16 protein-coding genes and 1 pseudogene are annotated in these 15,827 nt (G+C 50.6%); all 17 read right to left on the bottom strand.

The genetic code is table 11. From position 1 onward, the window contains the following. Positions 1–250: 250 nt before the first annotated feature. The 17 genes and pseudogenes from AAA927_RS07635 to AAA927_RS07555 all read right to left on the bottom strand — a co-directional run bounded on the left by AAA927_RS07635 (position 251) and on the right by AAA927_RS07555 (position 15,823). Positions 251–1,720: a sialate O-acetylesterase gene (locus AAA927_RS07635; protein ID WP_338217174.1), complete on the bottom strand. Its 1,470-nt coding sequence runs from the start codon at positions 1,718–1,720 to the stop codon at positions 251–253. Then, the gene (locus AAA927_RS07630; protein WP_338217173.1) at positions 1,713–2,048 is read right to left on the bottom strand and encodes a PTS lactose/cellobiose transporter subunit IIA; all 336 of its coding nucleotides are present in this window, start codon (positions 2,046–2,048) and stop codon (positions 1,713–1,715) included. Before AAA927_RS07630 ends, AAA927_RS07635 begins: the two co-directional genes overlap by 8 nt. Continuing rightward, the gene (locus tag AAA927_RS07625; RefSeq protein ID WP_338217172.1) at positions 2,048–3,430 is read right to left on the bottom strand and encodes a PTS sugar transporter subunit IIC; all 1,383 of its coding nucleotides are present in this window, start codon (positions 3,428–3,430) and stop codon (positions 2,048–2,050) included. Before AAA927_RS07625 ends, AAA927_RS07630 begins: the two co-directional genes overlap by 1 nt. After that, positions 3,420–3,737 carry a PTS sugar transporter subunit IIB gene (locus AAA927_RS07620; protein ID WP_125579144.1) on the bottom strand — a complete coding sequence of 106 codons (318 nt, stop codon included), beginning with the start codon at positions 3,735–3,737 and terminating at the stop codon, positions 3,420–3,422. The genes AAA927_RS07625 and AAA927_RS07620 overlap by 11 nt, the downstream gene beginning before the upstream one ends. Before the next feature lie 115 nt (positions 3,738–3,852). After that, entirely contained in the window at positions 3,853–4,539 is a 687-nt protein-coding gene (locus tag AAA927_RS07615) for a GntR family transcriptional regulator (protein ID WP_338217169.1), read from the bottom strand. A 908-nt stretch (positions 4,540–5,447) separates the two neighbouring features. Then, a complete protein-coding gene (locus AAA927_RS07610) occupies positions 5,448–6,050 on the bottom strand; it encodes a hypothetical protein (RefSeq protein ID WP_338217167.1) in 603 nt (200 codons plus the stop codon). Positions 6,051–6,100: 50 nt separating this feature from the next. Continuing rightward, positions 6,101–6,928 (bottom strand): peptidoglycan amidohydrolase family protein, encoded by an 828-nt coding sequence (locus AAA927_RS07605; RefSeq protein WP_338217165.1) that lies wholly within the window; start codon positions 6,926–6,928, stop codon positions 6,101–6,103. A gap of 19 nt (positions 6,929–6,947) precedes the next feature. Further along, positions 6,948–7,196 (bottom strand): annotated as a pseudogene (locus AAA927_RS07600) (phage holin); the annotation flags it as partial. A gap of 14 nt (positions 7,197–7,210) precedes the next feature. After that, positions 7,211–7,510 (bottom strand): hypothetical protein, encoded by a 300-nt coding sequence (locus tag AAA927_RS07595; RefSeq protein WP_236000518.1) that lies wholly within the window; start codon positions 7,508–7,510, stop codon positions 7,211–7,213. 30 nt (positions 7,511–7,540) lie between these two features. Then, positions 7,541–7,672, bottom strand: a complete 132-nt coding sequence (locus AAA927_RS07590) for an XkdX family protein (protein ID WP_494515715.1) — start codon at positions 7,670–7,672, stop codon at positions 7,541–7,543. After that, complete coding sequence (locus AAA927_RS07585) at positions 7,672–8,022, bottom strand: phage infection protein (protein WP_338217163.1); 351 nt, start codon at positions 8,020–8,022, stop codon at positions 7,672–7,674. The genes AAA927_RS07590 and AAA927_RS07585 overlap by 1 nt, the downstream gene beginning before the upstream one ends. A 10-nt stretch (positions 8,023–8,032) precedes the next feature. Next, positions 8,033–10,465 carry a phage tail spike protein gene (locus AAA927_RS07580; protein WP_338217161.1) on the bottom strand — a complete coding sequence of 811 codons (2,433 nt, stop codon included), beginning with the start codon at positions 10,463–10,465 and terminating at the stop codon, positions 8,033–8,035. Beyond that, positions 10,462–11,973: a distal tail protein Dit gene (locus AAA927_RS07575; protein WP_338217159.1), complete on the bottom strand. Its 1,512-nt coding sequence runs from the start codon at positions 11,971–11,973 to the stop codon at positions 10,462–10,464. The genes AAA927_RS07580 and AAA927_RS07575 overlap by 4 nt, the downstream gene beginning before the upstream one ends. Next, on the bottom strand, positions 11,974–14,394 hold the full coding sequence (locus AAA927_RS07570; RefSeq protein WP_338217157.1) for a tape measure protein: 2,421 nt from the start codon (positions 14,392–14,394) through the stop codon (positions 11,974–11,976). Next, entirely contained in the window at positions 14,384–14,977 is a 594-nt protein-coding gene (locus AAA927_RS07565) for a Gp15 family bacteriophage protein (RefSeq protein ID WP_338217155.1), read from the bottom strand. The genes AAA927_RS07570 and AAA927_RS07565 overlap by 11 nt, the downstream gene beginning before the upstream one ends. Before the next feature lie 14 nt (positions 14,978–14,991). After that, positions 14,992–15,450 carry a hypothetical protein gene (locus AAA927_RS07560; protein WP_338217153.1) on the bottom strand — a complete coding sequence of 153 codons (459 nt, stop codon included), beginning with the start codon at positions 15,448–15,450 and terminating at the stop codon, positions 14,992–14,994. Between the two features lie 121 nt (positions 15,451–15,571). Then, a complete protein-coding gene (locus tag AAA927_RS07555) occupies positions 15,572–15,823 on the bottom strand; it encodes an Ig-like domain-containing protein (protein WP_338217151.1) in 252 nt (83 codons plus the stop codon). Positions 15,824–15,827 lie beyond the last annotated feature (4 nt).

The raw sequence follows: 15,827 nt of genomic DNA, 5'->3' as shown, positions 1-15,827 counted from the left end.
CGATACCATCACGTTCATAGCGTGCAAGCCATGAAGTGAACGGGGTTTTGCCAATTCGATGTTGTCGTGCAAAGGTGGCTCTGGCCAGATTGGACCGCCAGAATTCTTCTAACAACGCAAGTTTCTCCGTTGCCGAGTACTTGGCTCTAGGCATACAAAAATCCCTCCATGATTATCAGATGAATTATGATATTTCATCTGACAACCACAAAGGGATTATCGCAATGCCAGATTGGCCTGTTTCATTAGCCTAGAATGCAATCAAAAATGGACTCAGTGGCAGCTTAGCTTCATTGAAAATCACTGGCGCTGGCGCGTTGCGATACGCGTACCGCAGCGCTTTCGCCTTGGGTGCCTTAACGTTCAACGTGGTACCGTCAAGCTCAAAATCAACAGACTGCCAAGTGCCATCAATTAACGCTTCAATGCCGTCGCCCTGTTTTGCGCTTAAGCTCGTCGCCGGCGCGACCTTCAGGCTGATCTGATCAGCCACGCGGTCAACTGCCACGACGGTTGGCGTGCCTTCACCACTCAACAAGGCTTGGCCGAGGCGCTCGCCGCTGGCTTGTTTATGCACGGGATGAATGTTGTGATGTTCGCCAGTGTCAACCAGCGAAACTAACGTGCAATCATTCAAGGCTTGCGACGTTTGCCACTGCGCCTGGCGAATTTGGGCCCAGGCATGGTGCGGCTCATCCTGATACTGAGGAAGCTGAATCACGAACACAGGCAGCCCTGGATTGCCTAAATCCCGCCGCCATTCGGTAATTAGCCGCGGCAACAAACGGTCGTATAGCGGCGCATGATCGGCGTCATTCTCTCCTTGATACCACACCATCGCTTTGACCGTGTAAGGCGCGGTTTTTTGGACCATCGTGTGGTACAAACCATTCGGCCGCAAGTAGCTCTTAGGCTGCATTGGCGGCGGCCATGGCGTATGGCCAACATGCATCTTCACGGCTTCCAAACTCAGTTCTGGATGTGCTTCAATGTAGGCGGCCTTCTTCTGGTTGTATGCCGTCACAGTAGCCTCATACTTGGCCTCATCGGCGTCAAAATCGGCTTGGTTGCGCCCAGTCACTGCGGCCTCATAAGGTTTAACATACGCGTCTGCGAGCTTTGCATCGGCTTTCAAGTTAGCTTCAGAAATCCAACTTGAAGCACTGGTGCCACCTTTATAACATTGCAACATGCCGATGGGTCGGTCTGGGTGGTTAGCAGCGACCTGTGTCAACGCGTAATATGCCACCGCCGACACCTGACCCAAGTTCTCAGCAGTCAGTTTTTGCCACCGGGGATCAGGTTCATCCGCCCAACCGAACCGGCGCTTCGTCTCGTACTCCACTTGCGGCGTGTAATAAAATGACAGGTTGGTCGCGGTGAAGTTGGCCCGAGCGGCCTCAAAATCAGCATCGTCGGCCATTTTGTATTCGATGTTGGACTGGCCAGCTACCAAGTACACATCACCGGTTTGCACGTGGCGCGTGACCGACGCACTGGCCGCCGCTACGGTCAGCGTCAGTGTCTGATCGTAGGCTTGGGCCGGAAACTGAACCGTCCATTTTTCATTGGCAGGCGTAATGGTTTGCCGAACGGACTGCCCCAAAGCCACCTTTACGCGCAAGCCAGGGGTGCCCCAGCCAAAAATCGTCACTGGCTGCTCGCCTTGAATGATGGCGCCCTCGGAAAACAGTGGCGCTAAGGTCAACTGATCAGCCATTCACCTTCGCCTCCAAGGCGTGGAGCCGTTTGGCCTGACCCAAGTACTGCGTCGCCACGGTCATCATGATATCAGCAGCGATGAAATGGTCTTGGGAATGAATCAGCAGAATTGACTTCTCTACCACTTCGCCATTCATTTCGGCTGACATCCATTCGGTTTGCACATTGTGAGCCTGATGGAGGTCTTTTTTGGCCTTCTCAAGCATCTCATCCGCTTCGGCGAACTTGGCGTCGTCAGCCAGGTGCATCGCCTGCACAGCCTCGGAGCGAGCATTGCCGGCGACCGCAATCAAATTCATTGCCCTCTGGAGTTGTTTCTCATCCATTAAGCTTCACCTGCCGCTTCTTTGGCGGCTTCACGTTGCTGGGTGATGCGATTAGACATCTTGACGAATGGAATCCAGATCAACGTGGCAACTGCCAAGTTAATGATTTGCACAATCGCACCATTGATTGAGCCTGAGAACAGCAAGCCAGACAGAATCGGCGGCACAGTCCAAGGCACATTGTTGGAAATCACGCCAATGAACCCAATCTTGGTGAAGAACACCGCAATGTAGAAGCACAGTGGCTGCACGATGATAAACGGAATCGCGTACAGTGGGTTCAAAACAATTGGCAGGCCGAAAGTAATCGGTTCGGAAATATTGAAAATCGCTGGCATCAATGCAATCTTAGAAATCTTCTTTTCGGAAATCTGCCGCGATGCAATGATGATGGCAAGGACTGGCGCCAAAGCAAAGGTGCCGGCAGCAATCGTGGAGAAGTTCATGAACATGGTGGAGTACAAGTGATGCGCTTGGCCCAGCATGTTTTCGGTATCATTAATGTTCCAGGTCAAACCAAAGATTGGGCCCCAAATTGACGTTGGGTGAATCCCAAACCACTGCAGCAGTGACCAAGTAAACTGAGAAACAAAGGCGAAAGCGGCGGTCCCAGAAACGGCCAGCGCTGGCTTTTGTAGCAAGGACAATAGGAGATCTGGAATGGACTTATCTGCCAAAGCATTGGCCAAGCCGGTCGCGCAGACGAAGAACAACATGGTGATCAAGCCTGGAATTAAGGATTCGAAGCTCCGGGCAACGGCCGGTGGAACGGATTCAGGCATTTTGATGGTGATGTTGCGTTTCAAGATCTCGTTGTAAATCACAACCGCAACCCCGGAAATCACCAGAGCAGCGAAAACGCCTTGGGTGCCAAGATATGTGGAATTAATGGCGTTGGTGACGTTAACCGTCTCCTTACCGTTAACAAAATTGAACTGCCACGGTAAGCAAATAAAGAAAGCACCCATTGCGTACAAAACAGAAATCATATGTTCCTTGTTCTTAGGATAGTATTTGCGCGACAAAATGTAAGCAAACACCATGACCAGCAGCAAGGACAACAGGTTCAAGGACCCGTTAGCAATCAACCCGATCAAGCCTTGGGTGGATTGCAAGCCGGAGAACAAACCCGACTTCGACCAAGCGCCCCAAGAGCCACCAATCATCTTACCTAATTGCAGCCCTTGTTTACCAAAAATCAACCCATTCAACGGGTCAACGAAAACTGAAGAAATCATCGTCGCAAACCCGGCAATCATTGTTGTTGAGGCCACGAGAATAAAGGAATCCCGCAAGGTCAGTAGCAATTTGTTCGCGGCAATTTTCCCGGCGGCCTTCGTAAAGCCCGCCTGGAACTTATTCCATGCCCCACTATTTGCCATCTGTTGTCACCCCTTCTTTATCCAGCTTATCCACAATGGTCTGGCCATTCATTTGACCAAACTCAGCCATCGACAACGCAATGACTTTGGTATTGGGATGCTGTTCAACCACCTGATCATAAGCCCAACTGATTTGCGGTGCGATCAAAATCACATCCAGCTCATCACCGAGTTCATCGATCATGGAAAAATCCGAAGCACTGACCTCAACATCGCGGCCAGCCGCATCGTAAACCTTTTGCATCTTCGAGCCAACAAGACTCGTTGACATCCCGCCTGAACAAAACAGGCCAATCTTTAATGTCATAACAAATCCTCCCTGTAATCGGTAATGGAACCCTTTACAAAGAATAATATAGGTCGCGAAGCGCTTACAGTCAATACCCTTTTTAGATGTTATAACAAATAATGGCAAAAAAAGATTAAGCGAGCGTTTGCTCGAGCTGATACCTAGAAGTGACAATGTCGATGTGGGCGTATTCAAACATCCGCCCTTCACTAAGATAAGTCTGCTGCTTGACGCGCAAAAGCGGGGTTTCGGCCGCCACGTTCAACTGCTCCGCCTCATCTTGAGTGGCTTCAATCACTGTATACTGGCGCTTGGCTGATTCAGGACTCAGATCCAAATCGTTGCTGATGAAGTCGTAGAGCGAGCCTTTGATGACATCGAGTCGCATCCCTTGGATCAACTTGATGGGCATCCAAATATGGTTAAACGCCACCGGCTGGCCGGCCTGCGAAAAGCGGCGCTTGATCTCATAGACAAAATCATAGTCATTCACATTAAGGAGCGGCTTCAAAAAGCTGGGCGCCTTAACCACTGCGAAATCCACGGCTTCGATGGTGACGGTATCGAGTGGAATCAAATCAAGCGGCAACGGGCCCTCGTCCGGCAACTCATTGTTTTTAACAAAAGTCCCCGCCCCTTGAATCTTATAAATCAGACCATCAGTCTGCAGTTCATCCAGTGCCCGCCGTATAGTGATGCGGCTGGCGTTATAGGCCTTACCCAGAACCGTTTCCTGGGGCAGCTGATCGCCTACTTCGTAATCGTGATCCATGATTTTCTGGCGCAAGGCGTCAGCAATCAATTCATACTTTGTTTTCATGACCGGTTCGGCCCTTCCTGTATCGTTTTCTTCTTGTGTGATGTTAAATAACCTTCATTTACTGATTGGCAGACCTTGCTCAGTCCGCTTTGACGCCAACGTCGGCTCATTGAAAGCCCTATCGGCGGTACATACCAGATTATAGGCTAGCGGCTGGCGAGTGACAACATCAGGAACTGACGCTACTCTAGTCTAGCCGCAAGAGGTCGAGTGCGTTCATGTCGCCTCACTCTCGCTTGATGCTTGAGGGCCGTCTTGTGAAATTTCGCCAGGATGCTATCATGTCACTATAGAAAAGAGGGATATCATGGCCAAATATACCGTAGAACTCAGTGAAGCTGACTACCAGATGATTAAAGACTGCCATTCCAAGAACCCTTCCATCATGAAAGCAATGGAAGAGGCCAAGGAAAGCAAGTAGGAGAACCACCAAAATAAAGAGCAGACGTTGTCACCCACATGGCGGGTGACAACGTCTGCTCTTTTGCATCCTCTCAAGCTTTTCTACCGCAATCAACGTTTTAGAGTCTTGCGTTCACAGGCAACAAGGTAGGATAGCCTTTGCCGCATTCTTAAGCCAAAAAGGCAAGGTTATCTCGGATTCAGAAATTGGCCTTCATGGGTTGCTCGCTTGACAGATGTTGAATAGTGCCTACTTACCTTTTGTATCCTCGCTGTTCATATTCAAGATACTCATAAACGCTTCTTATCTCACCCCGTTTTTGATGCTGATTATGTGTGTTTCTTCCTATTATATACATTGTTTAAATTGCCGTTATCAGCACCGAAATGTTGATGTTCATTCAATTTAATTGATGTCCATTTATATCCACGCCAATTCGCGTTGGCAAATCGTAGGCAAGCATCAAAAAATAGCCCCACCCGCCGAAGCGAGTAAGGCTAACTGATCACTGTAACTGATATTTTTTGATAATTCGGCTGCGAAGAAGGTCCCATCTCAGGCCACTCAATGATTGTAGTTTCCATGGGTGGCGGTTAATGCATTTCACGACATGGGAATCAATGTGTCTTTGCCACCGATCTATCTCAGCTTTATGAGTAACCCCTGCTTGACGCACTATCACTTCTGATGTTCCTTCGCCTATTCGCGCCGCTCTAGCTAGTGAGAGAAGGTATCGCTGAAATGCATACAAGTACGCCACTGTTTTTCTATCCAAGTATGGTTCGGCTATATCTAGAACGTGGCCCAGCTCATTCAAGTATGAGCAGAATGCAGATTGATCAAACATAAACGCAGGATAGGCCAACCCATCGAACGGGTCTTTTGTCGCGTCCATATCAGGCCATACATTTTCGATGGTCCTAATTTTTCGTTCAAAGTCTCGAACAGCCTCTAATGCTTTCAACATCTCATCGGCTATCATCTTTTTACCACCAGACTTTCGTTCGCGTGCAAGTCGTTGATTGTAAAAGAGCCAGCTACCAAGTCCACTCAGTACGCTTCCACTTAGAGCACCGATAAGCAACTGATTCCAATTTAGTTCGCCCATACTCTCACCTCGCCATTAGTTTACTCAACTATACAGCAGTATTTGTGCAGTTAAAAAGGCTTAACGCCAGCGTTAAGTTTCTTTTGCATGGCGATGACCATCTTACTATGCGGGCTGATAATTCCGTCAACAGGTGTGCCCAGCTTGCGTTGCATCGCCTTAATGGTTTCAGGGCCAAGCAGGCCATCAGCTTCCAGGCCGAGCGCACGCTGGAACTTTGCAATGATTTGAGAACCGGCTGGGTTCGTAGTGTCGTAGGTAAAGCCATATACCGCGTTCTTGAAGTTGTTCCACGGGTATTGCGCAGATACCTCCCCATCAACAGGTGATCCGTAGAGCCGTTGCGAAGCCTGTGTGGTTGCCCGGCCCCAGTCACCATCAACTGACAACTTGCCTAATGTCGAATCTGGCGAGTAGTTCGTACCGGTGCCACTGACTGGTGTGCCTTGATAACGATAAATGTAATAGTACGGCCGACCAGCTCCAAGCCAGCGATCCATATACTCGGTCGTGTTGACCCCGTTGTCGTGATAGTTGCAGTGGATGATGTGACCGGTGTCGACAAAGATACCGGTGTGGCCGAACCCGCCGCTAGAGCGTCCGCGCCGCCCCCAGATGAAAATGTCGCCACGCTGTGGGTTGAAGCTGTGGTTTTCGGCAATGAGTACATAGCCGATTGACTTGAGCCAGTCGTGCATGTACTCCGTGTTGTACAGCCATGTCTTGGTCGGCTGGGCTTTACCACCGCTACACAGAGCTGTGACAACCGCGCCAGAGCAGTCAGCCGTGCCATCTGCACCAGACCGGCTACCATTCATGCTATATGTCACGTGCATCTGCTGCATGTACTTGATGGTGCCATCAATAGAAACCGTCATGCTACTTGTCCTCCTTCTTGAGCGCAGTGTAGCCAATAGCTTGCGTGCTATCACCGACACCTGCGGTGGTAGGATCAGTGACCACACCAAGAATAGACAGCACGGCGAAGGCTGCGTTGACGATGCCGGTCAGCTGCGTACCCAAGTTTGCAAAGTCCCACTTGTATCCAAAAGGCGCAGCCACAGCTTGCGCAAGCAATAAAATAGCCGGCACTAGGGCCAGCCAGAATTTGACGCTCAATACTCGTACTTTCCAGTTAATCTTCATGTTAAACCTTCCTTTCAGTTTTTAATTTGAAGTTGTAAAACCTTGTTGTACAGTGCTTCACCCGTTCCATTTCCGCCTAATGCTTTGTAGCTGCGGAAAAGGTAGTTCAAATCGTCCAAGTCATCCGTGCTGATATAACCAGTTTCGATATGGTGGTTGCACAGCATGTAAACCTCATGATGAAGCAATCCGACAAGTCCCGCATCAATCGCCTTTCCGTGCTTTCGATGCGTCTGCCACTGGCTTAAAAACCAACCAAACAAAGCCCCACCGCCCAACTCTACGAAAATGTCTAACCAACTCTTAAAATCCACATCTTCATACTTCCTTTCACAAAAATACCGCTAGGCGTTTGCCCCAGCGACGTATTCATTACCGGTAATCTGTTTATACTCATCAGACGTGATTGCTCCAGATTCTACATAGCCCTCTATCGGGCAACCCCATGTGTACATCTGTTTTACAAAGTCTCGCATCAGCTCTCGCCCCCTAACTTTTCGGTGAGCGCGGTGACTTCTGCCGCCAATTGCGCGTTTTGCAAGCCCAGTGCATTGATCATCTGCTGTTCGGCCGTGGGAATCACCTTATTGGCTTCTGCTTCAAGCTCTGCCCGCTTGTCCTCATCGGTAGTTATAATGCCCTCTGCCGATACCTTTGAGGCTCCCAAACAGATGCCAGCCAAGTCTGCCGGGGCCACCTCAACTGCCTTGCTAGTGTCAAACGGGGCTACCCATTCTTTGCCGTCATAGAATTCTTGCTGATAGCCTATGATGTAGCCATCGGAGTCCAGTGTAAAAAGTACCCTGATTTTTTCTTTGGTTTCCATGTCAAGCCCCCTAAAATGCTCGTATTTCGTAGATGTAATAGGCTGAGCCCACGCTATTGTTGAGGTTAACCGAAGAGTTACCCGTTAATTTGGTGTCCGAAACATAGTAGTATTGGCCACCGCCGCCAACGTTAAAGTCAAATATTGGCACCAAATGCCCAAGGTTTGGTGACTCAAGTGCCCGCTCTTTTGAGAGGTAGTACCAAAAGAAGCGATTGCCGCCGCCGATTGCAAGCCCAAGTTTCCATCCGTTTAAGCACTTACTCAACGGCAGAGATGGCGTGATGCTTTGATTATCGCCCAGCTGCGTCTTTCCAGACCATAGCACTCGGCCAACATTGTTCAGCTGCTCGGCCAACAGGCCATCGATCGAGCCGCCGTTCACCGCGTCCCCACTACCATAGTATAAATCCAGTTGGCCTTTGATCATGCTGGCCAGATTCTGCAAGTGACCGTCAGCATCGTAAATTTCACTGGAGAATCCTGAGGGACTGAAGCCCAAGTGAAACTTCTGCCCGATATCATCGGTCGTCCCATCGATGGCAAACGCGGCACCAGAAAATGTCATCTTGCCCGAGCCATAAGTGGGCCCGTCGGTGTCAATCACAGCATGCGAAAACGGGACATTTATATCTGGAGAATTCAGTGTCCCGGCGTTAATCGTCACCGCATTCAACTCGATAATGTTCAGGACGGCTTGGGCAATCGTGTCAGGAACCCAATCTGAACCGTTCCAACGTTTGAGCGCAGTGGCCGTCTTCATGCTATCGCCCACCCACCAAGTCGAATCCGTCACAATCTTGCCGGTTGGCTGCGTCACTTGTACATACGTCATGGGCACATCTTGGCTGCCCGGTTTGCCATCTGCACCATCTTTAGCCTGATAAGCAACGCTATACGCCGTGTTTTGTGTCCCATCTGTGTACGTCGTGATAATTCGAGACCATAGATAGGCGCCTTGCGATACCGTAGGTACGGTAGAACTCCATGTGCCCGTCGGGGCAGTCGTCCCACTGGTACCGACTTGATAAGTCACGATTGATGACTGAATTCCATTGCCAGGCTTGCCAGTGTCACCAATTTTACCGACACTGTAGGTTGTGCTCGACGACCCATCAGTCATGTTTAACACTGTGCGCGACCATAGGAACTGGCTTGGCGCAACTTCTGGGACAGTGTCTGCCCACTCGCCAGTCGGCGCTACCGTACCTGATGTTCCAGCTTGATAGGTGACCACAGACGCCTTTAGACCGACCCCGTCCTTGCCTTTGTTCTGCTTGGCAAGTTCTTCCGCAAGCGCTCTATACGCAGGATCGACTTCACTGGCTTCAATCAGGTAATCTCCTAGCGTTGCAGTACCTGACTCTGTTGAGTAAGAGTAAGTCAACTCCAGCACTCGTGCTGTTAGAAATAACTGTTCCTTCTCGTCTCGTAGGTGCACCGTATCGCCAACTTGGATATCGTCAGGAAGAACGGCAATATCGACGGTATAAGTTACGGCTGGATGGTTGTGCTGCTTCAAATCACTCAAAGCTGATTGCAAAAGCGTCGCTTGCGTTTGTGCCTCGTAGGTTTTTACTCGATTGATAAAGCCACTGGTCAAGGAATCTTTGGCCGGTAAACGCGACCATGATTGGTTAGCCACTGGATCACGAAGGGAGCCGTCACTTTTTAACACAAACCTGCCATCAGGATCAGTCCACGAATAGCCTTTCAAACTGATAGGCTGATTTGCGCCTTCTGGCGTGGCCCCTGTAGCGTACACCGAGGTATAGAGTTCGTCGACATCAGTACTCGTCACAAGGTTGTTTAGTTGGCTATCAACAGTTAGCTCAGTTCTACGGTCCCTGCCGATGTGCTTACGGAGATCAATGTATTTTTTAACCGCAGTTAATCCGTCAATCTCGAAGCGAAAGCTCAACTCAACATCAAATTGAATGGCCACCGAGAGGATCCTATTCAGGGCAGTTACTTCTTCGGACTCCCACTTTAGCGTACGTGTCAGCGTTGGAATTTCATTCACGCCAATCTCAAAGCCGGAATCGGTAACAAATAAGTTGATGTATTCAGCCGCCGTCATCGCCTTTGGCGCTGTGTAAGCATCAACCGTTTCGTTGATCAGATCCATGCTCGCATCTTCTGCCGTAATGGTGTCATAGCCAGCCAGAGGATCATGTTCACACGTCCGAATGGTTAGCCAGACCGATTCCCCATTGCGATCTTTGTAAAGAATGTAATTGCCAGGAGCAGTCATTTCCTTGACGTGTGTCGACTGATCTGGCTGAAAATAAACAGTAGCACCATATGAGCGATAGCCGCCGCTTACTGATCGATACTCACCCTTTTGACTACCATTATCTGAAAGCCGGATTGATTCTGTTTGCTCGGTGGATGCAGTACCGACGAGGTCAAAGGTCGGGTGTTTAGCAAAATAAAGAATCATAGGAACGCCTCCCTATATGTGGCAACCACTGTTGGAGTGGTTGCAAAATCAGAAACAATTACCTTGATCTTTGTTTCCCCCGGATCAAGCTGAAACTTCTCCCAATCATTGTCAATGGCGTGAATGGTGCGATCTTCCACATCGTTGACAAATACTTTGATCTGCGACGGATCGATTAGCAAGGTATCGCCGTCCGTGAAACGATTAGGCAAGTCTTTCCAGTAGTCAACATTAACCCACTGAAATTGACTATCGGACCAATTAATCGTCCACCCCGTCTTGTTGCTAAATCCTGCCATCCAAACCGTGAATGAATCAATCGGTGTATCTGCCACCCCGTCAATAGTGACTGGTGGGAACATGGTTTGCGCCGATGATATGATGCCGTTCGGAGACAGCTGTTTAATTTTGGTCAGTGTGAATGAAATTGTATTGCCCAATTTTGACTCAACAATTCCATACATACCATTGGTAAACAGCTTTCGGTTGAGATCCTGACTAAATACATTTTGGCCATTGACCCACCCTTCAACGGTCAACGCGTCCGCAGCTTGCGTACTGTCACGCATCACAAAACAGACGGCTATATCATCGCCAGACTGTAAACTGAACTCTACTCGACCCAATGCACCTACGTTGGTGCTAATGTTGAACCGATTCGACCAAAGTAAGTTGCCGGTATTCACGCCAGCCGCATTGGCTTTGATTGGGCCGTGATAAGTTGGCCCCGCCCAGTGCATAGCTGAGGTACGATTCAAGACTGGCGTTGCCGCATCTGGAGCCTTAGCGTAGTCCCAACTACCAGCAATAGTATTAGGCCCTGGATTAGAGCCATATGGATAGGTGGGATAATTGATTGTCCCGGTATTAACCGCTACGCCACTCGGAGCTGATAGCAGATTGTAATGAAACACAGTTTCAGAATCTGGAGCTTGGACCCCATCGATTTCTCCAGGATTACCGAGCTGAATAACGCCACCATTAGATTCGTTTATCAGCGTCAGCACACCGTTGTCGCTGTGCATCGTCGCCTCAATGACTGGATACACCGGATAGGTGCCGTCGTTTTGGACGACCAATTCATCGCCCAGAGTGCCGTCATTGGCGATGTTATCAGTCGTCTTCGTTGTCAGCGAATGCGCCACACCATCGGGGACGATGAACGTTACCTCACCATTACCATGTCGAAACTTCTCCGAGAGGCTAATCTGGTCGTCTGCGATTGCTAGATAATACTTGTCGGGTTCGTCACCGAAGATTAGCTGCTGCGGCTCATTCGAGGACAACAGCCCCGCAATCTCCCGGCGCTTGGCCACCATATCTCTACGAATCAGGAAGGACACAGTCACCTTGCCTTCATCTGCAGAGGTGTATTGAAATCTCTTGCCCGATGATACGCCGAGCTTCTGGAGGCTCGCCTTACGATTCTGGCCGATATTGCGCTCGACACTGTTCGTCTCGAGATGATTGCTCATATCTTGACCGTTAAACCACCATTGGAAGGCCACCTATATCAAACCCTTTCTGTGATTGCTTGTACGCTGCATGCGGTCAATTTCAATCTTGACCGGTTCAGCTATCTCGCGAGATAATTCCCGCTTGTCGATGTTGGCGCTGACGTGAACCTCGATGACTCGAGGCTGTGTCTCGCCCACGTTCGTTGTTGTGCTGTAGTTGTTAATGACCTGGTTGCTTGGAATGGCAGTATAGTGACTACCAGCCAACGCCTCAGGCTGCACCGCACTGGATAAGCCCACGGTCGTATTCACCATCGCAGCGTCAGCCAGCTTCCCGGTCACAGAGCCAACGGTCTTCTTCACGGCATCAAAGGAATGGATAATCCCACGATTCAACCCATCCATGATTGCGTTACCGGCAGGAATCAGGAGCTGAGCATCGTAGCTGATTGGGCCCTTGTGCTTCTTGATCCAATCGGCAATGCCGCCGATGAATTTCTTGCCCTTTTCCCAGATGCCTTTTAAGCCGCCGATGAAGCCATTCATAATTGCCTCGCCGGCACCCTTCAAGCTGATATGACCTAAGCCAGTGAAGATGCTCTTGATGGCGCCGATGACACCAGAGATAGTCGCTTTTGCGGTTCGTACCGCGCCAACAATTCCAGACCAAGCAGCAGATAATGCCGATTTCAGTCCAGAACCAGCTGACCCCAGCGATTTGAAAACCCCAGAGACAATCGAAACGACTGCCTTCACGCCGGACCCGGCTGTCTGAACAGCTGATTTAATGCCATTCCAGGCGTTGGAAAGGCCAGCCTTTAGCGTCTCTGCCTCGCCGCCAAAGTTGGTGAATACCCCTATCAGCTTGCCAACCCATCCGGCCACTGCTGTGATCACTGGTGAAATAGCTTTGAAGCCTTGAGCTAGCAAACTAAGCAGCGGCTGAATGAACCTCAGCACTCCAGCAAAGAAGTTGAATGCAGTCGAGATACCACTTAGAACACTCGAGAACACGCCGCCCAGATAAGCACCGAGCACCTGAAAGATTGGCACCAGTACCGAGGCGATTGTCGAGACCACCGGCTGCGCCGCATTCCATAAATTGCCGAACGCGGTGACCACGCCGTTGATAGCTGGGCCGGCCACCGTCATGAACGACTGGAAGCCCGCCTGTAATGCTGGGATAATCTGAGAGCCAAGCGCTTGAATGCCGCTGAAATCGAGTCCAGATAGGGTCGTCTTGATTGTGTTGGCGATGCCCTGAAACGGAGCAAACATTGCAGTGAAGTCGATGTTCGCGAATGACGCGAAAAACGGCTGCAGAGCGTTGTTGGCCTTGCCAAGGGCAGTTACCAGCCCATCACCAATCGGCGCCCACATGCGTGCCCAATTGGCCGCATACGAGGATAACTGCGAGCCAAGGGAAGATAGCGCCGTTTTGGCCCCGCTAAAGTCTAGATGCGAAGCCGTCTGCTGAATAGTCGACCAGGTGGACTGAAACGGCCGCAAAATGGAATCCCATGAAATGTTGTCAAACTGAGAGCTGATGATCGGCCCGAGATTGGACTTGCTGGCCAGGTTACCGATTGACCCCAGCACATTGCCAAGTCCTGCCGTAATCTTTGGAACGGCGTTGGCCACGTCGGTAATGCCTTGCGTGATGGGCGCCTTGAATTTGTTCAGAAAGTCTGTGCCGACGGTGACAAAGGACGCCTGGAGGTTACCGATAGCCCCTTCAAAGGTCTGGGTGCTAGTGGCAGCATCCTTGGCGGCCTTGGTCATGCCTAGCTGTTCGATTGCCTTGTTGAACTCGCCGGCACTGATCTGACCCTTCTCCATCGCGTCACGGAAATTCCCGGTATAGGCACCGTTCTTCTTCATGGCCTCCTGCAACTTGCCAGAAGCGCCGGGAATGGCATCAGTGAGTTGGTTCCAGTTCTCGGTGGTCAGCTTGCCCGCCCCGGCGGTTTGCGTCAGGACCATGGCCACGGACTTGAAGGTGTCAGCGTTCCCGCCGGCAACTGCGTTCAGGTTACCGGCAGCTTGCGTGAGGCCGGTGTAGTTCTTGACCCCGTTGGCCGCTAACTGTGCGGTCGTGTTGAGCACGGTGTTGAGATCATAGACGGTCTTATCGGCGTACACCTTTGCGGACTTGGTTGCCTCTGCGGTTTGCTTCTTCGTGAAGCCGGCGAAGTCCATCGTTGATTTGAATTTGTCGATGGCATCGCTCGCATCAATAATCTGGCTGCCTAGATCTCCTAGGCCCCCGACTAGTGATTCAATGCCTTTCTGTGCCAGGCCCATGACAGCGCCCAGCGAAAGCTTATCTTTGAGCCCGCCGAAGACCTTCCCTGCGCTTTCACCAGGCGCAATCAAGCCCTTCATCGCGCTCTTGAGCTTGTCCATCGTGCCGACCGCTTCATTACCGCCATCAGCTTTGATCTTGATTACAACCGACCCATCATCTGCCATAACTGTCACCTCCTTCTTCTTCGTTTTCGTCATCAGGCAACGCTAGTGCGCGCTGCTGCCTTCTGACAGCGTCCTTTTGCTTCCTGTCTTTGATGTCGCTTAACTTGGTTGACCTAATATGCCTAATCCGCACGAACGCGGTGTCGTCGGGCAACGCATCAAATAGCGCCACAAAACTCAGCCAGTGAAGCTGTCCCTGCTCTTTGACCAGGTCGATGCCATACGTCTGGCGGAATGCCGCATAGATGTAAGATGCGTCGAAGTCAAAGTCATAGTCGGCCTTGATGTGTTCGCCATCGCCTTTCGGCTCGATGGGGTCGCCGTTGATGTCGTATCGCATTGGTCTCTGCTTAGCTGTGGTGATCAGGTCGATGATGGCGTTGTGCACGTCTACCCAATCGGCCACCGGCGGCATGTCCTGCTTGATGACCAACTGCAGGAAAGTCTCGCAGCGGTCCATCATGGTCATGCCTTCATCACCACGCGCTTTGAGCGCATAGAGCACATTGTCGAAGCTCAGGTCGAGCCGGTACGTGTGCTGGTTGACAGTCACCTCGTTTGGCCATGGATCATATAGATTCATGCCTCATCACCGCCTTAGCGCCGCTTGCGGTTCTTGAGGTAGCGAGCTTTGCGGTTTTCGGACTTGCGCTGAATGTTGGAGAGTTTAGCTTCAATCTTGCTCGACACGATTTGATCAATGCGTCGGTAGAGAATAATCAGATTGATAAAGCTATTGCCGCCACTTGCTTTCACAAGGTTGTCATAAGTGCCAGCTCCAAAATCGGTATCGAAGGCTAGCTGCAACGTCTTTCCAAAGGCTTCGAGTGCGCGTTTGATATTGTCATCAGTTAACTCGCTACCGACAACATCGCTGTATTCATCTTCCAGTTGGGCAATCTTCTTTTTTCGCAGATCAGCCTTGGATTTTTCGGCAATCAACGCCTCATCTGAGAAGTCGACCCCGAGAACGACCTCGGTGGTCTTACCGTCATTCTTGTTTTCAATTTCAATGGCGAATTTAACCACCGAAGACTCGAGAACTAGTTTTTCCATGTTTTTCCTCCTAAAAATGGCGGAGGGAGCAAGCTACTGCCGCCCCCTCCGCCATTCAGCTACTAGTGATTCGTCGCCCGGTTGCCTGTACTGTGACTTTCTTAGGCGACGATTTGCTCGATTAGCCTTCTACTGCAGCCGTTACTTCAACCGTTGACTTCGCAGTCTTACCGCCGTCTTTGGTGGTAACAGTGATGTCAGCACTGCCGGCGACCACGCCCGTTACCAGGCCATGATCGTCTACTTTTGCAATACCATCATCGCTGGACGCGAAGGTCGCCCCAGTTTCGGTCGCATCATCAGGCGCAACTGTAGCGGTCAGCTGAACGGTCTTACCGACTTCAACGCTTGCCGAGGTCGGTGCCAAGGTCACCCCT

The organism is Lacticaseibacillus salsurivasis, from assembly GCF_036246225.1.
Classification (GTDB): Bacteria; Bacillota; Bacilli; order Lactobacillales; family Lactobacillaceae; genus Lacticaseibacillus; species Lacticaseibacillus salsurivasis.
Note: the sequence above shows the minus strand (reverse complement) of the source record. Positions and strands in the feature narration are given on the sequence as shown.

Coding starts and splice junctions, on each gene's coding strand:
- AAA927_RS07590 (WP_494515715.1), bottom strand. CDS start 7,672: ATGCGAGACTTTGTAAAACAGATGTACACATGGGGTTGCCCGATAGAG.
- AAA927_RS07580 (WP_338217161.1), bottom strand. CDS start 10,465: ATGATTCTTTATTTTGCTAAACACCCGACCTTTGACCTCGTCGGTACT.
- AAA927_RS07585 (WP_338217163.1), bottom strand. CDS start 8,022: ATGGAAACCAAAGAAAAAATCAGGGTACTTTTTACACTGGACTCCGAT.
- AAA927_RS07615 (WP_338217169.1), bottom strand. CDS start 4,539: ATGAAAACAAAGTATGAATTGATTGCTGACGCCTTGCGCCAGAAAATC.
- AAA927_RS07565 (WP_338217155.1), bottom strand. CDS start 14,977: ATGAATCTATATGATCCATGGCCAAACGAGGTGACTGTCAACCAGCAC.
- AAA927_RS07625 (WP_338217172.1), bottom strand. CDS start 3,430: ATGGCAAATAGTGGGGCATGGAATAAGTTCCAGGCGGGCTTTACGAAG.
- AAA927_RS07630 (WP_338217173.1), bottom strand. CDS start 2,048: ATGGATGAGAAACAACTCCAGAGGGCAATGAATTTGATTGCGGTCGCC.
- AAA927_RS07610 (WP_338217167.1), bottom strand. CDS start 6,050: ATGGGCGAACTAAATTGGAATCAGTTGCTTATCGGTGCTCTAAGTGGA.
- AAA927_RS07570 (WP_338217157.1), bottom strand. CDS start 14,394: ATGGCAGATGATGGGTCGGTTGTAATCAAGATCAAAGCTGATGGCGGT.
- AAA927_RS07560 (WP_338217153.1), bottom strand. CDS start 15,450: ATGGAAAAACTAGTTCTCGAGTCTTCGGTGGTTAAATTCGCCATTGAA.
- AAA927_RS07635 (WP_338217174.1), bottom strand. CDS start 1,720: ATGGCTGATCAGTTGACCTTAGCGCCACTGTTTTCCGAGGGCGCCATC.
- AAA927_RS07605 (WP_338217165.1), bottom strand. CDS start 6,928: ATGACGGTTTCTATTGATGGCACCATCAAGTACATGCAGCAGATGCAC.
- AAA927_RS07620 (WP_125579144.1), bottom strand. CDS start 3,737: ATGACATTAAAGATTGGCCTGTTTTGTTCAGGCGGGATGTCAACGAGT.